10 protein-coding genes are annotated in these 16652 nt (G+C 74.2%); 4 read left to right on the forward strand and 6 right to left on the reverse strand.

The features are described 5' to 3' along the window. Positions 1-208: 208 nt before the first annotated feature. The 6 genes from ACWENQ_RS37645 to ACWENQ_RS37670 form a co-directional block, all read right to left on the reverse strand. Positions 209-1183, reverse strand: coding sequence for an alpha/beta fold hydrolase (locus ACWENQ_RS37645; protein ID WP_449930420.1), 975 nt, complete (start codon positions 1181-1183; stop codon positions 209-211). 189 nt (positions 1184-1372) lie between these two features. After that, positions 1373-2161 (reverse strand): glycerophosphodiester phosphodiesterase, encoded by a 789-nt coding sequence (locus ACWENQ_RS37650; RefSeq protein WP_449930418.1) that lies wholly within the window; start codon positions 2159-2161, stop codon positions 1373-1375. A 265-nt stretch (positions 2162-2426) separates the two neighbouring features. After that, complete coding sequence (locus tag ACWENQ_RS37655) at positions 2427-4817, reverse strand: glycoside hydrolase family 65 protein (protein ID WP_452418495.1); 2391 nt, start codon at positions 4815-4817, stop codon at positions 2427-2429. Continuing rightward, positions 4814-5569: an HAD family hydrolase gene (locus ACWENQ_RS37660; protein ID WP_452418496.1), complete on the reverse strand. Its 756-nt coding sequence runs from the start codon at positions 5567-5569 to the stop codon at positions 4814-4816. The genes ACWENQ_RS37655 and ACWENQ_RS37660 overlap by 4 nt, the downstream gene beginning before the upstream one ends. A gap of 80 nt (positions 5570-5649) precedes the next feature. Further along, positions 5650-6870, reverse strand: coding sequence for a cytochrome P450 (locus ACWENQ_RS37665; protein WP_449930412.1), 1221 nt, complete (start codon positions 6868-6870; stop codon positions 5650-5652). A 33-nt stretch (positions 6871-6903) separates the two neighbouring features. Next, complete coding sequence (locus ACWENQ_RS37670) at positions 6904-8520, reverse strand: FAD-dependent oxidoreductase (RefSeq protein WP_354911772.1); 1617 nt, start codon at positions 8518-8520, stop codon at positions 6904-6906. Between the two features lie 204 nt (positions 8521-8724). Between ACWENQ_RS37670 and ACWENQ_RS37675 the strand changes: the two genes are divergently transcribed. The 4 genes from ACWENQ_RS37675 (at position 8725) to ACWENQ_RS37690 (ending at position 16627) form a co-directional block, all read left to right on the forward strand. Next, positions 8725-9327 carry a TetR/AcrR family transcriptional regulator gene (locus ACWENQ_RS37675; protein ID WP_452418498.1) on the forward strand — a complete coding sequence of 201 codons (603 nt, stop codon included), beginning with the start codon at positions 8725-8727 and terminating at the stop codon, positions 9325-9327. Then, on the forward strand, positions 9324-10214 hold the full coding sequence (locus ACWENQ_RS37680) for an NAD(P)-dependent oxidoreductase (protein WP_452418500.1): 891 nt from the start codon (positions 9324-9326) through the stop codon (positions 10212-10214). Before ACWENQ_RS37675 ends, ACWENQ_RS37680 begins: the two co-directional genes overlap by 4 nt. 687 nt (positions 10215-10901) lie before the next feature. Continuing rightward, positions 10902-11768 (forward strand): DUF4132 domain-containing protein, encoded by an 867-nt coding sequence (locus tag ACWENQ_RS37685; protein ID WP_452418501.1) that lies wholly within the window; start codon positions 10902-10904, stop codon positions 11766-11768. A 2-nt stretch (positions 11769-11770) separates the two neighbouring features. Continuing rightward, the gene (locus tag ACWENQ_RS37690; protein ID WP_452418611.1) at positions 11771-16627 is read left to right on the forward strand and encodes a DNA-binding protein; all 4857 of its coding nucleotides are present in this window, start codon (positions 11771-11773) and stop codon (positions 16625-16627) included. Positions 16628-16652 lie beyond the last annotated feature (25 nt).

The following is a 16652-nucleotide window of genomic DNA, read 5'->3' on the forward strand; positions in this document are numbered from 1 at the left end:
AGCACCGGCCCATGGTCGAACGCTCCATCGCCTGGCTGATTGGGCCTGAAGGCCGCTGCCGCCGTCTGCGCCATCGCGACACCGCCGCCGCCCACTGGTGGCTGCGCACCCGCATGGCCGCGCTCAACCTCCGCCGTCTGCTCAACCTTGGCCTGCGCCGAGTAGCCGGCAGCACCTGGATCCTGCCCACCTCCGCCTGACCCTCCCTTCACCGCGTACGGGCCGCGGCGATCACCTCCTGGACGGCGTCGAGGACCAGGCCGGGCCGCGTGATGTGCACGTAGTGGTCGGCCGTGTCGGCGACCACCAGCCGGCCGCGCGTCGACAGGGCGGCGAGGTCCGCGGCGCGTGCCGTAGCGGTCGCCTCCTGGCCGGACGGGGAGATCACCACGACCGGCAGGTCGCCCCACGCCCGCGGCCGGACCGTCGCGCGCACCTGTGCGGCGCCGTCGGCGGCCGCCCACGCCTCGGCCCGGGCGGCCGCCATGCTGCCGGAGCCGTAGACGACGACGGCGTGCTCGCGAGCCGCCCCGGTGGCCGAGGCCGGCACGAAGGCGTCGCCGAACAGCCGGAGCAGGCCCAGGCGGGCGGCGAGCTGGTAGGCGGTGAACTGGACGGCCAGCAGCGGCCGGGAGACCTCGATCGCCCCGGCGGCCGTCTCGTCGGTGACGTCGACCAGCACCAGGCCGGCGGTGAGTTCCGGCCGGCGGTCGGCGAAGATCCGCACGCTGTTGCCGCCGAAGGAGTGCGCGACCAGGACATAGGGACCCGCCTCACCCGCGGCGGCCAGCAGCGCGTGCAGGTCCTCGGCGGCCCGCTCGGCGGTCGGCGGCGACGGGCTCCGCCGGCTCCACGCGTATCCGGCCCGGTCGTAGGAGCACACCCGGTTGCCCTCTGACAGCCGCCGCTGGATCGGCTCCCAGCTCGCGCTCGACTCGGCCAGGCCCGCCTCCAGGACGACGGTGGGCGCGCCGGTCCCTGTGCAGTGCAGGTGCAGGCGGTGGCCGCCGACGTCGACCAGCCGTCCCGGCATCCGGTGGCGTGCGGCGTCGCCCTGCCGGGCGACCGTCTCGTACAGGAATCCCCCGCTCACGGCCAGCACGAGCAGGCCCGCGGCCCACAGGGCGCCCCGCCGCAGCAGCCGCCGCCGCGGCCGTGCCGCCGGCGCATCTCCACGCGTCATGCCTCGAACCTACGGACGCGGCCCGCCCGTCACCTCCTCCGCGCAGACGGAGCCGCCGCTACGACCCGCGCCCCGGCCGCCGCCGCCCTCTCCTCCGGCAGGACGACGCGGCCGTGGGAGCGCGGTCCCAGGGCCGGTCCCGGGCCCCGGGCCGGCCGCGCCGGTGGCCGGCCCGGGCGGCTGGCGGCTCTAGACGCACCGTCCGGCCAGCCAGGCCCGGTAGTCCTTGGTGTAGTTGGTCATCACGCTCTTGGGGGCCTGGTTCAGGACGGCCTGCCAGCGGGCCGTGTTGCCGCGCCAGTCCGGTGGCGGCTCGTCCCATCCGACGCTGTCGGTCCACCGGGCGGCCGACCCCTTGAGCAGCCCGGGATGGCGCCTGGCGAGCTCGCCCTGGATCCAGGAGTCGGTCGAGTAGACCAGGATCCGCTGCCTGCCCTGCCGTTCGACGATCGGGTCGGAGATCTCCTTCCATCCGCGCGCCGCGTGACCGGAGGTGAGGACGGCCTTGGTCTCGGGCTTGATCTCGAGCAGGGCGACCAGGTTCCTGGCGGCCACGTGGTCCAGCCACTCCCGCAGCGTGTACACCCGCTCGCCGGTGTAGGGGCCGCGGGAGACGCGGCGGCTCTGCAGGTTGTCGCTCCCGTAGGCCCACCAGATGTCGGTGATGTCGCGCCGGGTCCCCGTCAGGCCGTTGGTGGAGGTGTTGTGCCACATCACCGCCTTGGTGCCCTCCCTGGTGAGCTGGACGTCGGCTTCGACGCCTGCGGCACCCCAGGACTTCTGGTCGTCGACGGCACGACCGCTGTTGGGCTGGCGGACCTGGTCCTTGGCCATGTCGGCCGGGTCGTGGGGGTAGCCGCCGTGCCCGAAGACCAGCGGGCAGGCCGGCGCGCCCGCGACGGCCGGCGGGGCGCCGGTGAGGGAACCGGCCACGAGCCCGGCGGCCGCCAACGCGACGCCGGTCCTGCGCTTCGTCATCTGCCACCCAGGGGAGTCGTTCGGCACAACGGACGATCTACGTGGCGGGAGCCTAGTGATCCCGCTGACCCGCGATCAAGCACCGGGCGTCAGCCGCGGGACCGGGCGTGGACGATCAGCGCCCACACGAAGCAGCCGAACGAACCGGTGGCGGGACCACCAGGCCGCCCATGAACAGGATCATGAAGACCGGGTTGAGGATGGCCACGTTGATCTTCTGCATGGCCTCGCCGACGGCCTACCGCCAGACGTTCAGGCCGCGTGCTCAGGTGGCGGGCGTCATGGAGGAGGCGCCCTCCGCCGGCCGCAGGCGGCGCCGGGCCGGTTCGCGCCCGCGCGGCTGGCGGGGCGCGGCGGTCGCCGGCGGCGGCGCCGGAACGGGGCAGGTGACGGGCGAGCCGTGGGCGACCGTGATCGGCTTGCCGTGGTGCAGGAGGGGCAGCGGGTCGCCGTCGAGCAGCGTGTAGGTGGCGCTGCCCTGGTCCACCCGCACCGCCAGCCTGCTCCCCCGCATCACGATGGTGAAGCCGAGCCGCGACAGCCCGTCGGGAAGGCGCGGCGCGAAGGTCAGCCCGCCGCGCCGGCTGCGCATGCCGGCCAGGCCGTTGACCAGGGCCATCCAGCTGCCCGCCAGCGAGGCGATGTGGAGCCCGTCGCGGGTGTTGTGCTCCAGGTCGTCGAGGTCCATCAGCGCGGCCTCGGCCACGTAGTCGTAGGCCAGCCGCAGGTGCCCGACCTCGGCGGCGAGCACCGCCTGGACGCCCGCCGACAGGGAGGAGTCGCGGACGGTGAGCCGTTCGTAGTAGTCGAAGTTGCGGGCCTTCTGCTCGGGGGTGAAGGCGTCGCCACGCCGGAACATGGCCAGCACCAGGTCGGCCTGCTTGACCACCTGCTTGCGGTACAGGTCGAAGTAGGGGAAGTGCAGCAGCAGCGGGTACTGCTCGTCGGTGGTGGCCGCGAAGTCCCACACCTCGTGGCCGGTGAACCCGGCCGCCTGGGGGTGGACGCCGAGCGTGGCGTCGTAGGGGACGTGTATCGCCTCCGCCGCGTCGCGCCAGCCGGCCATCTCCTCCTGGTCGACGCCGAGCTCGCGGGCGCGTTCGGGATGGCGGCCCGCGGCCTCGGCGGCGGCCACCAGGTTCTGCTGGGCCATCAGGTTGGTGTAGACGTTGTCGTCGGAGATGGCGCTGTACTCGTCGGGTCCGGTCACCCCGTCGATGTGGAAGCGGCCCTGGGCGTCGTGGTGCCCCAGCGACCGCCACAGCCGCGCGGTCTGCGCCAGCAGTTCGAGCCCGATCCCGCGGTCGAAGTCCTCGTCCGCCGTGCAGTCGACGTAGCGGACGACCGCGTCGGCGATGTCGGCGTTGATGTGGAAGGCCGCGGTGCCCGCCGGCCAGTACCCCGAGCACTCCTCGCCGTTGATCGTCCGCCACGGGAAGCCGGCGCCGCGCAGGCCGAGCTGGCGTGCCCGCTCCATGGCCAGCGGCAGGGTGGAGTGCCGCCAGCGCAGCGCGTGCGCGGCGCTGTCCGGCAGGACCTGGGTGAGCAGGGGCAGCACGTACGCCTCGGTGTCCCAGAAGCTGTGCCCGTCGTAGCCGGGCCCGGTCAGCCCCTTGGCCGGGATCGCCCTGCCCTCCGCCCGAGCGCCGGCCTGCAGCACGTGGAACATCGCGAAGCGCACCGCCTGCTGGACCTCGCCGTCCCCGTCGACCTGCACGTCCGCGTTGCCCCAGAACGTGTCGAGGTAGGCGCGCTGCTGGGCCAGCAGGCCGTCCCATCCGGTCTGCACGGCGCCGGTGAGCGCGGCGGCCGCCTGGTCGCGTACGGCAGGCTCCGACCGCGCGGCCGACCAGCCGTACCCGACGAACTTGACCAGGCGCAGCCGCTCCCCCGGGCTGAGGAACACCGTCACCGTCACCCGGCCGAGGTCGGGCCCGCTCTCGGCGCTGACCAGCACGTTGTCCGGCCCCTCGACGACGTGGTCCATGCCCGCCGCGACGATCAGGCGGCTCTCCCTGGTGCGGTGCAGCAGCCCTGCGCGAGCGTCCTTGGCGCCGTGCTCCAGGCCGATCAGCGGGGCCTGCAGCGCGGCGGCGACCCGGGGATCGCCGCCGGGCGGCGGGAGCGGCTCGTTGGCGACGAGTTCCGACTGCACCACCAGCCGCACCGGGCGGGCCAGGGTCTCCACGTCGTAGCAGATGGCCGCCACCGAGCGCTGCGTGAAGGACACCAGCCGGGTAGAGGACACGCGCACCACGTCGTCGGAGGGCGAGGCCCATTCGGCCCGGCGGTGCAGCACCCCGGCGCGCAGGTCGAGCAGCAGCTCGTGCGAGCGCAGCTCCCCGTAGCGGACGTCGAACGGCTCGTCGTCGACGAGCAGCCGGATCAGCTTGCCGTTCGTCACGTTGATGACGGTCTGGCCGGACTGCGGGTAGCCGTAGCCCGCCTCCGCGTACGGCAGCGGCCGCAGCTCGTAGACGCCGTTGAGGTAGCAGCCCGGCAGGCCGTGCGGCTCGCCCTCCTCGAGGTTGCCCCGCCAGCCGATGTGGCCGTTGGACAGCGCGAACAGCGACTCGTAGTGGGCCAGGACGTCCAGGTCGAGGTAGGTGGCGCGCAGGCACCACGGCTCGGTGGGGAAGGCGGCATGGCTGATCACGGGTGCTCCAGGAGCTCGGCCAGGTCCTTCACCACGACGTCGGCGCCGTGCGCCCTGAGCTCGGCCGCCTGGCCCGCCCTGTCGACGCCGACCACGAACCCGAAGCCGCCGGCCCGGCCCGCCGCCACTCCCGCGAGTGCGTCCTCGAACACCGCGCAGCCGGCCGGGTCCATCGCGAACGCCCGTGCGCCCGCCAGGTACATGTCCGGCGCCGGCTTTCCCGCCAGGTGCTCCCGCTCCGCCGTGAGCCCGTCGACACGCACCTCGAACAGGTCCTCGATGCCCGCGGCGACCAGCACGTCGCGGCAGTTCGCGCTGGAGGAGACCACGGCGCGGCGCAGCCCCGCCTCCCGCGCCGCCTTGACGTAGCGCACCGACCCCTCGTAGGGCCGCACGCCGTCCTGCTTCATCCTGCGCAGCAGGATCACGTTCTTCCTGTCGGCCAGCCCCTTCACGGTGTCGGCCCGCTGCGGGTCGTCGGGGCTGCCCTCGGGCAGTTCGATGCCGCGGGAGGCGAGGAAGGCGCGGACGCCGTCGGCGCGGGGCCTGCCGTCCACGTAGTCGTCGTAGTCGGCCACCGGGTCGAAGGGCACGTACGGCTCGCCGCGCGCCCTGGCCCGCTCTCTCAGGTAGCCGTCGAACATCTCCTCCCACGCGGCGGCGTGCACCGTGGCCGTCCGGGTGAGCACGCCGTCCAGGTCGAACAGGCACGCCCGCACGCCGCCGGGCAGTCCCAGGTCGTTTCCCTTCACCGCATTCCCCGTTTCCCCGCCTCCGGCCCCCGTGGCGTGATCCCCTTCCGCGCCGGGCGGCCGGCGGCTGCCCGGCCCGCTCAGGGCTGCTGCGACGGCAGGACCTGGTCGTAGTCGATCTCGACGTGGCGCGGCCCGCGCAGTACCGCGCTGGGACGGTATGGCGGCGGGTCGGTGACCAGCCGCGGGTTGACCAGCCGGCTCACCAGCTCGCGCAGGGCGATCTGGGCCTCGAGCCGGGCCAGCGGCGCGCCGAAGCACTGGTGGATGCCCCCGCCGAAGCCGAGGTGCTGGATGTAGGGGCGGTCCGGGTCGAAGCGGTCGGGATCGTGCACGTGCGCGGGGTCGCGGCTGCCCGAGGCGAGCGCCAGGATGATGGAGGAGCCCTTGGGGATGTCGACGCCCGCGACGGTGATGTCGTCGAAGGCGACGCGCTGCGGCAGGAAGTGCACGGGCGGCTCGAAGCGCAGCAACTCCTCGACGGTGTGGATGATCAGTTCGGGCTCCTTGCGGAGCCGGTCGATCATCCACGGGTTGCGCAGGATGGTGAGCATGCCGTTGGCGATGAGGTTGACCGTGGTCTCGTGCCCGGCGAGCAGCAGCAGCGCGCAGGTCGCCATCACGTCGACGTCCGACATCGAGCCCTCGGGACCGCTGTAGGTGACCAGGCCCGACATGAGGTCGTCACCCGGATCGCGGCGGTGGGCCTCGGCGAGCTCGCCGAGGTAGCGGCCGAGCTCGAGCCTGGCGGCCTGGTGGCGCCGTTCCCGCTCCTCCGCGTCCCCCTCGCCGGGGCCGATGCTCTCCACGATCGCCGTGGCCCAGGTGTGGAAGCGGGGCTCGTCCTCGCGCGGTACGCCGAGCAGGTGGCAGATCACCGTGACGGGGAAGGGGTAGGCGACATCGTCGACGACGTCGGCCCGCGTGCGGCCGTCGAGGCCGTCGACCAGGCCCGTGACGATCCGCTGGAGATCCCCGCGCAGGTTGTCGACCACGCGCGGCGAGTGCGGCGGTCCGAAATGGCGCATCGCCAGGCTCCGGAGCCGGTCGTGCTCGGGCGGATCGCGCATGATGAACGAGGGCGGCAGCCCGCCAGTGGGCGGCGGCTCGTTCAGGTTCTCGGCGTCGGAGCTGACCCGCGGGTCGTGCAGCAGCGCGACGATCGCGTCGTAGGTGCTGACGACGTAGCTGCCGTCCTCCTGGCGCGCCACGGGCGTCTTGCGGAGTTCGGTGTACAGCGTGTATGGGTCGGCCCGGTTGGCGAACTGGAGGATCTGCTCGTAAATGCTTGCCGGCGCCACGAAGGTGCCTCCCTGTCTTGTCGTTCGAGGGTGCTACTGCGAATGCCGTACGAGCGTGACGCGGCGTTCGGCCGGGTCGTGCCCGGTCACCACCACCGTCGCGCCCTCGGCCGGGGCCAGCCGCTGCGGGACCCCGGCGGGCACCGGCCGCACCTCCTGTGTCCGGCCGACCATGCGGGCCTCCGGCGGGAACGGCGCGGCCCGCTCGATCTGGTCCCGGTAGAAGTCCAGCCACATCGCCTGGTCGAAGGTGACCGCGGCGGTGATCCTGCCGCGGAAGCCGTAGACGGCGACGAACCTGCGCCGGTCCACCGAGCCCTGCACGATCGCGATCTCGTCGGCCACGGTCGGCACGCCGACCGACTTGATGTTGACGCCGAACTGGATGGACCAGAAGACCGGCAGCGACAGGTGCGGCCAGCGGTGGGCCTGGTCGCTGAGCATGTTGTGGGCGGCGATCTCGGCCTGGGCGACCGCGTTGCCCCAGTGCTCCAGCGCCATGAACTGGTAGTGGTAGACCGGGTGCGGGAAGCGCGCCACGTCACCGGCGACGAAGACGTCGTCGGTGACCAGGCCGTTGATGTCGAAGGCGCGGCAGCCCGCGTCGGTGGCCACGCCCCAGGGTCCTGCCGCCAGCCCGGAGCCCTGCAGCCATTCGACGTTGCGGATGGCGCCGAGCGCGACCACCGCCACGTCGGCTTCGACCCGGCTGCCGTCGGACAGCTCCGCCCCCACCAGCCGGCCGGCGGCGTCGCCTTCGAGCGCCCTGACGGTGACCCCGCACCGCAGGTCGACGCCCGCCTCGCGCTGCATGTCCGCCGCGACGGCGCCGATCACCTCACCCATCGAGCCGTGCAGCGGCGCCTGCCCGGCCTCGACGAGGGTGACGGGCAGATCGAGGTCGCGGCAGACCGAGGCCACCTCGCATCCGGTGAACCCGCCGCCGATGACCAGCACCCTGCCGACGCCGGCGGCCAGCCGGTCCCGCACCTGGCGTGCCTCTTCGAGGGTGCGCAGCACGTACACCCCGTCGAGCGCGGCCTCTTCCGGTTTCGGCCACGGTCTGGCCCGCGCGCCGGTGGCGATCAGCACCTTGTCGAAGTCGATCGTCCGGCCGTCGGCGAGGCGGACCTGCTTGGCGCCGAGGTCGAGCCCGGTCGCGGGGGTTCCCGCCACCCATTCGACGTCGATCTCCCGCAGGTGGGGCAGCATGGTGTGCTCGGCCTCGACCATGCCCTTGAGCACCTGCTTGGACAGCGGCGGCCGGTCGTACGGCTGGTACGGCTCGTCGCCGACCAGGGTCACGGTGCCCTTGAAGCCGTCCCTGCGCAGGACGCCCGCGGCGCGGCCGCCGGCCAGGGACGCGCCGACGATGACGATGTGCCCGCTGCGTTTGAACTTGCCGTCGCTGTCACTCGTCGGGTGTGACAGCTCGGGGTCCACGGTCCGGTGCTGGGTGGCCATCCGGTCGAGGTGGATGGCCTGCACGGGACAAGCGGCCGCGGCCTGGAGCACCCGCTCGCGCTGGCCGTCATCGGGGTCGGTGTCGTAGAGAAGCGCTTCCTGGCCGAGCATGACGAACGCGTCCGGCGCCAGGAAGGCGCACTGCCCGTATCCCTGACAGCGTGTGAGATCAACGACTACGCGCACGGCGACTCCCCCCGTCGTTCCAGGCGGGCATCCGCCGCCCAGGCCGATCTGACACCTCCTTACCCGGCGCTTCGTTGGCGGTAAGTGAAGAAAAGTCATCGTTTGGGCATTTTCGCCGCATCGATGCGCTCGGTGGGGATGGTCGACAGGAGCCACTCCTGGAATCTTGAATGCGCGTTCCAGATATGGGGTAGGGTGAGCCGCGTGGCGAGAACGAGGGAGTTCGACACCGACGCGGCGGTCGAGGCGGCGATCGGCGTCTTCTGGAGCAAGGGCTACGCCGCCACCTCCATCCAGGACCTGGTGGAGGCGACGGGGATCGGCCGCGGCTCGTTGTACGCCGCCTTCGGCAGCAAGGAGGGGCTGTACGAGGCGGCGCTCACGCGCTACGCCGAGCGCTCCTCCGCCGACATCGCCGCCCGCCTGGACAGCGCGGCACCCATCCGCGAGGTGCTAAAGGATGTGCTGATCGCGCTGGTGGAGGCCACGGTCACCGATCCCGGGCGGCGTGGCTGCCTGATCACCAACACCGTGACCGAGCGGCTGCCCGCCGACCCGGTCGCCGGCAGGGTGGCGGGCGGGGCGCTCGACCGCAACGCCACGGCCTTCACCGCCGTGCTGCGCCGCGCCAGGGAGCGCGGCGAGCTGCCGCCCGACGCCGACGTGACCGCGATGGCCGACCTCCTCGTGACCACGATCCAGGGCCTGCGCGTCCAGGGCAAGGCGGGCGCCGACCGGCGGCGGCTGGTGGCCGTCGTCGAACTGACACTTTCTGTACTGTTCATTCACGATTGGAGTTCGATATGACCAGGGTCGCAGTGCTGGGCACGGGGATCATGGGCGCGGCCATGGCGCGCAATCTGGCGAGGGCGGGCCACGAGGTGGCGGTCTGGAACCGGACGAGGGAGAGGGCGCTGCCGCTGGAGGCCGACGGCGCGGTCGTCGCCGCCGGCCCGGCCGAGGCCGTGGCGGGCGCGGAGGTCGTGATCACGATGCTGAACGACGGTGACGCGGTCCAGGAGGCGATGTCGGCGGCCGCGCCCGGGCTGCGCGCCGGGCAGGTGTGGGCGCAGATGAGCACCGTCGGCGTCGCCGCCATCGACCGGCTCGCCGATGTCGCCCGGTCACACGGGCTGGTGTTCGTGGACGCGCCGGTGCAGGGCACCCGGCAGCCCGCCGAGGCCGGGACACTGGTCATCCTCGCGGCGGGGCCCGCCGACGAGCGGCTGGAGCCGGTCTTCTCCGTGATCGGCGCCAAGACCCTGTGGGTCGGCGAGGTGGGGGCGGCCACCCGGCTCAAGCTCACGACGGTCGGCTTCGGGATCTCGCTGACCTCGGTGGTCGCCGAGGCGCTGGCGCTGGCCAAGGGGCTCGGCGTGGATCCGGCGCTGTTCGGCGAGGTCATCACCGGCGGGCCGATGGACAACCCGTACCTGCAGGCGAAGGTGAAGGCCATCCTGGCCGGGGACTACACGCCCAGCTTCACCGTGCGCAACGCCGAGAAGGACACCCGGCTGATCGCCGAGGCGGCGGCGGGCGCGGGCGTCGCGGTGGACCTGGCCGAGGCCGCGGGCGAGCGGTTCAGGAGGGCGGAGGCTCAGGGACACGGGGACGACGACATGGCGGCGAGCTACTTCGCGAGCTTTGCCCCAAATGCATCCGATGACCAGGGGCCCCTCCCCACAGGCGCGTGAAGTCGCGCGGCGAGGAGACCACCTGGCACAAGCCCGACCACCAGGTGGTGGAGGCCTCGATGGAGATGTCGGCCTGCTTCCTGGCCACCGGGTAACCGAGAGCGCCGCGATGGGCCTGCACGTGCTGGGCACGGCGGCCGGTGGTGGTCTCCCCAGTGGAACTGCGCGTGCCCCGGCTGCTCCGGGGCGCGCGCCCATCCGTGGCGGCGCCGCCACGCCTCGCTCGCGGGCGAGCTCGCCGGCGGCAGCCGCTTCGTCGTGAACGCGACCCCCCGGCATCGCCGACCGGATCGAGCTGACCGGCGCGCTGCGCCCGGGCCCCCAACCACGAACGACCCCGCTGGCGGGCGTCATCCTCACCGCTGGAGACGCCGAACGTGCGCGAGCACCCGCCGGCTGACCCTGCACCCCTCGCCGCGCCGGCTCGACCTTCTCCGGTAGCGCCCGCTCCTCCGGTAGCCCTCACTCCTCCGGTGGCCCCGCTCCTTCGGTAGCCACCGCTCCTCTGGTGGCCCCCGCTCCTCCGGTGGCCCCCGCTCCTCCTCCGGTGGCTCTCGCGCAGTCCGGAAGCCCGCGCCCGCAGGGCTTCCGGGCGCATTTGTCGGTGGATGCCGCTAGCGTTCCGCGCATCATCACAGCCGCGGGAGCTGCGTCCCGCGTCTTCGGCATGGGCGAAAGGCGGCAGCGTTGGGTTGGCTGGCGGCGGGCGACGGATATGAGGTCGCCCTCATCGAGGGCCGGGTGGCGGCGAGAGCCACCGCCGGCAGGGCGGCGGGACGGCAGCTGAAGTCGCTGCCGAAGGCGTTGCGAGACCATCCCGAGGTGGACCGGCTGCGCCGCCTCGCCGAGTGGCTCGACCGGCACGCCGCCTCATGCGTCGCCCAGGTCGACGCGTGGATGGTCTCGTCGCTGCCCGTCCCCACCGCGCTGCTGGCCCGCGTGTGGCCCGACGAGGCGTGGCAGTCGGCGCTGCGCGACCTGGTCGTGGTCGGCGACGATCCCGACGAGGTCGGCTTCCTGCGCGACGCCACCGACGCGGGCGAGCTGCGGGTGGTCGACCTCGACGGCGAGACCGTACGGCTGTCGCCGCGGACGGTGACCCTGCCGCACCCGGTGCTCCTGCAGGACCTGGAGGAGCTGCGCGAGTTCGCCGCCGAGCTCGGCGTGGTCCAGAAGGTCGAGCAGATCCACCGCGCCACCTGGCGCAAGCCCGCCGAGCTGGGCGAGCGGGACAGCGCGGTGAAGGAGTTCGCCGGCGGCAGCTTCGACTCGCGCTTCGGGCTGGCCGCCCGCGCCACCTCGCTCGGCTACCGGGTGTCCGGCGGTCACGCCACCTGCAGGGTGCGCGACGCCGGGCGCATCACCGAGGCCGCGGTGTGGATCGGCGAGCCGTACTGGGACGACGACGTGGCGACGGGCGACCTGCGGTGGAGTGACCAGGACGGCCGCACGCTCGCGCTGCGCGAGGTCGGCCCGGTGGCCTGGTCGGAGGGGATGCGGATGGCGGCGGCGCTCTACGCGGGGCGGCGGGTCGAGGAGGGGAAGGGCGCGTGACCATGGAGATGTCGCCGGCGGAGGAGCTGCTGAAGGCGGGGGCGGTGCTGCCGCCGGACACCGAGGGGGCCGGCGAGCGGGCGGTGCCGCTCACCACCAGGGCCTACCGCCACCCCGGCCTGGACGACCGGGTGGTGGTCCGTCTGGTCGCCGCGGAGCTCGGCGCGGCCGAGGACTTGGCCGCGGGCTTCCTGGGCCTGATCCCTGACGGCGAGCCCGCCGTCGTCGGGCTCGGCTCGCGGCGGTCCCTCGGCTTCCCCGAATGGGTGCTGGTGCACCACCCGGAGGACGGGCAGCACGCGCTCGCCGTCGTGCCTGAGCTGGAGCGCGCGGCGCGGCAGGCGAAGTCCAAGCCCAAGGCCGCGCTGGAGGCCTACCACGAGCTGGCCGGCAGGCTGGCCGCCGCGGTCCCGCACTTCCTGCCCACGTTCTACGAGCAGGCCGGCCGGGTGTTCCTGGAGGTGGAGAACGCCACCTACGCCGCCCAGCTGTTCGGCCACGCCCGCAAGGCCGAGGCGCGGCACGGGCTCGCCATCGACGAGGACCGGCTCGACGCGGTGTTCCTCGAGTTCGCGCTGGCGGGCGCGCTGCCGGTGAAGGTGCTGTCCGGCTACGCGAAGGAGCTGGCCGCCCGCCTGCCGGCCGACGAGGCGCTGCGCAGGTTCGCGCGGCTGTGCGTGCGGCGCACCGCGGGCGGGCTGCCGCCCTCGACGCAGATGGCGACCGATCTGCGCCGGCTCGCCAAGGCGGCGGGCGCCGACGCCGACGCGGAGGAGCAGGCATTCCTGGGCCGGCTGCTCGACCTGTCCGCGACCCTGCTGGCCCCGGCCGGCTGGTGGAAGGCGCACCGCGCGGCGATCGTCGCCCTGGGCCGGCGCGAGCCCGAGGTCCGCGGCAGGCTGCTGAACGTCATGCCGCAGGCGAACGACCACGAGCTGCCGGCGGTGTGGCTGGACATCCTCGAGGCTTGCGGCGCCACCGCCGGCCTGGCCGGTGGCGAGGTGCCCGAGGGCGAGCGCCCCGGCGACGGTACCGCCGGCTGGCTCGAGCGCTTCCTGAAGGCCCGCGACGACGCCTGGGGCGTCCCGCCGCGGCTGCCCGCCCTCTACCTGCTGGTCGAGCGGCTGGCCGGCGTCGTGCGGGCCGAGCTGGCCGGATCCGGCCGCACGCTACGGGTCCCCTACGACCTCGACCTGCTCGACCTGCTGCTCGCCCTCGACATCCCCGTGGCCGAGCCGAACACTCTGCTGCTGGAGCAGTGGGCGCGTGGCGAGGGCCAGCGCGACCTGCTCGCCCTGGCCGCCGACGACCGCTTCCACCTGCCCTTCCAGCGGGCGGCCGACCGGTTCACCGACGACGAGGACGGCAGGCGCGCCGCCCGCCTGCTGGCGGCCTCGCCCGGCGGGCGGCCGCTGCTGGCCGCGTGGGTGCGCTCGGTGGCCGCCCGCTCCTCGGCCGCGGGACTGCCGGAGCTGCCCGACGCCATGCGGCGGCTGTCCTGGCTGCCGGGTGAGGCGCTGGCCCTGGCCGAGGAGGAGGTGCGGCGGGCCGCGCGCGCCGACGTGGCCGAGGTGCTGGCCCGCACGCTGCGCGCGGGGCTGTTCGACGAGCTGGGCTGGCCGGCGTGGGAGGAGGCGGCCGCCGCGCTCGTGCGCAAGGAGGACGTCGACGACCTGATCGTGGCCGACGCCTGGCCGCACCTGATCGTCGCCGGTTCCGCGCAGGCGCGGGTGCTGGCGGCCGACGGCGCGGTGCTCACCCACGACCTGCGCCGCCCGGCCGACGACGACTGGGGCGACGCCGGATTCCACTACGTGGACGGCGAGCTGCTCGTGTACTGGCAGTCCCGCCAGCTTGACGGCGAGCTGCGCGGATACTGGCACACCTCTCCCGGCCGGCTCCACCACGTGGAAGGCGATCACCCCCGCGGCACCCGGCTCGACTGGTACCGCGGCGACGATCCCGTCACCCTGCCGCTGCCCGGCGGCGGGCGCACGACCGGCCACGGGCCACTGCGCAAGGGTGACACGGCGGTGCCGTCCGAGCGGTCGGTGATCACTGACGGCACCTCCCACTGGGTGTGGACGTGGGACGGCGGCGACGGCACCACCACCGGCTGGTACGAGTTCGACCCCGCCGACGGGCAGGTGGGCAGGAAGGCCATGCCCGGCTTCCTCGCCGACGCGTTGCGCGCCGCGCCGACCGGCAGCACGTTCGACTCGGGCTGGCTGCTGCCGGCGCCCTCGGACGAGCCCACCCCCGCAGCCGTTCCGGTGCGCGGCCTGTACGGCTGGCGGGTGGTGGTGCTGCCCGACGGGTCGCTGCGCGGCGAGGACCTGTCCGGCCGTACCGTCACGGTGCCGCCCGGCACCGACGCCGTGCTGCGCGCCCTGACCTTCCCCGGCGACGACCGGCCCAGAGCCCTGGTACGACAGAGCAGCTACCGCGTCGGCCTCTCCGACCCCGACGGTGTCGTCACGGCCGTGGCCAGGACCGACGCCGCTCCCGGCGTCTTCGCCGAGGGCACGCTCATCCTGCCGCCGGTGCGCTACTGGCACTGCCTGCGGCCACGGGACCCGGAGGGCTCGGCCGCCCTGCGCCGCCTCGACAGGGACACCGCGGCCGCCCTGCTGGCGGCGGGCGAGAGCCGCGACGTCGACCTGCCCGCACGGATCCGCGCGGCGATACCGCAGGTCAGCCATGACGCGCTGGTCGCCGGCATCGCGGGGGTGGTGCGCTTCGCCGCCGTTCAGCAGGCCGCGCTGCGCGGTGTCGAGGCGCGGCTCACGGCGGTCCTCGACGGCCGTTCCCAGGACGAGGGACCGGCCGGCCCCTCGGACGACCTGCTCGAAGCGGCCCTCAACGGGCTCACCAGCACCGTCAGGAACGTCTGGAACCGCCGGCACACCGACGCCGCCTACCGGCGGATGCGGGCCATCGGGGAGGCGGTGGCGGCGGGCGCCGAAGCCGCGGCCCCCGGCCGCCTGCACCTCGACCAGCCCGAGCTGCCCGTCACGGGCCTGCCGTGGGATCGCCTGCTCGACCACCTCGCCGCCGTGGCGTTCCGAGCCGCCGCGGAGGTGAGCGAGCCGGAGCACCGCGCGGTCCTGCGCGAGCTGCTGCGCCACTTCGGCGAGTTCGGGCTGCCCGTCGCGGCCGATCCGGCCCGGTGGCGCACGATGACGCTACGCCTGGACCAGAGCCACCTGCTCGCCCCGGACGGCGACAGGCGCGAGATGCGGGACGCGCTGCTGCCGCTCGGCGGCGGCGCGGTGCTCGCCTTCCTGTTCTGCGAGTCGCTCGGCGACACGGGCGCCTCGTGGTCGGCGCTGTTCCACGACCCCACGGGCCGGTTCGAGGTTCCCGCCCCGTACACCGTCGTCGCCTCCGGCCCGGTCGGCGAGGCGAGGCGGGCCGACTGGCTGGAGGCCTTCCTCGCCGAGCTCGACGCGCGCGGTCCCGCGCCGTGGCTGCCCGCGGCGGCGGAGGAGTTCGCCAGGCTCACCGGTGTCTCGCTGACGCTCGCCCGGCTGGTCGTGTCCGGCATGCCGTACGTGGACAGCTACGAGCGCAGCTTCCTCCCCAAGGACGCCCGCACCACGCTCGGGGTGAAGGTCGGCGACGCCGCCATCGCCAAGGAGGAGCTGCGCGGGACGGACCACGGGCTGCGGCGGGCGGTCGTCTCGGCGCTCCTGCCCGACGACCCCGCCCGGCTCTGGACGGACGGACCCGACGTGGCCCGCGCGGCCGCGATCTGGAGCGGCGCCATGGGACGGCAGATGCCGATCCCCGAGTGGCTCACCGCCGACGCCAACCGCGACCTGCGGGGCGTCGGTGCGCCCGGCACGGCGCTGCGCACGCTGGCCGAGCCCGCCGCCGCGCCCGAGCTGACCCGCGACCTGGTCTGGACGGTGCGGGGCGACCGGGTCAGGCCCGCCGACGAGGAGGCCACCGGCTTCACCGGGCACACGCTCGCCATGGTCGTCACCACGGCGGGCTGGCTCGCCCACCGGCTGCCCGCGGGAGACCCCATCCGCGCGGCGCTGCCCGAGGCGCTGGCGGCGGTCAGGGCGCGGCTGGCCAACCCGGAGCTGATGCTCGACCTCGACCGGTACGTCGACCTGCCCGCGTTCAGGACGGCCGCCGGAGCGCCGACCGAGGTCGGCACGGGCTACGAGAGGTACGGCGCGCTCGTCATGGCGACCTACGACGAGCGGCCCGCGCCCGGCGTCCGCACCTCGCTGCTCGACCCGTCCGGCGCCGACCCCTACCTGCGCGCCCTGCTCGGCATGGAGCAGCCGTTCCCCGTCGAGACCGCTCTGCGCACCGCCCTCGACCCGCGCTTCGCGGCGCTGCTGGCCGACCCCGGCGATCCGGTGGCCGGCACGCGTGACGCCGACGGCACGTGGTGGCCGCAGGACCCCACCCGCTCGGTGCCCGACCTGGTGGTCGAGGCGGCCAAGGAGTACGGCCTCGGCGAGGACGCCGCGGCCCTCTACCTGATGCTGCTGGCCATGCCCGACCCCACCGATCGCCACGTGGCCCGGTGGACGGGCTGGAAGCCGGCCCGGTTCAAGGCGGCCCGCGCCGAGCTGGCCGCCACGGACCTGGTCGTCGAGGCCGCCAGGAACCGGGCGGGCCGCTCGCTGTTCCTGCCCGGCGGCTGGAACGAGCTGCGGTCCCCGTGCCTGCCGCTGGAGGAGTGGAAGGCACCGCTGTTCGGCGCCACGGCAGGACGCACCCCGCTCGTGCCCGCCGAGCCGGCCGCCGACCTGTACGCAGGGGCCTGGCGGCGGGTCAGGGACGGCGACGCCCCCAGGTTCGCCCAGCTCCAGATCAGGCGCGGCAAGCGCCGCTGACCGACATCCGTACCGACGAGGACGT

The organism is Nonomuraea sp. NPDC004354 (assembly GCF_053602555.1).

Excerpts from the sequence above, each read along its gene's own strand:
- ACWENQ_RS37645 (WP_449930420.1), bottom strand. The coding sequence starts at position 1,183 with ATGACGCGTGGAGATGCGCCGGCGGCACGGCCGCGGCGGCGGCTGCTG.
- ACWENQ_RS37680 (WP_452418500.1), top strand. The coding sequence starts at position 9,324 with ATGACCAGGGTCGCAGTGCTGGGCACGGGGATCATGGGCGCGGCCATG.
- ACWENQ_RS37650 (WP_449930418.1), bottom strand. The coding sequence starts at position 2,161 with ATGACGAAGCGCAGGACCGGCGTCGCGTTGGCGGCCGCCGGGCTCGTG.
- ACWENQ_RS37690 (WP_452418611.1), top strand. The coding sequence starts at position 11,771 with ATGGAGATGTCGCCGGCGGAGGAGCTGCTGAAGGCGGGGGCGGTGCTG.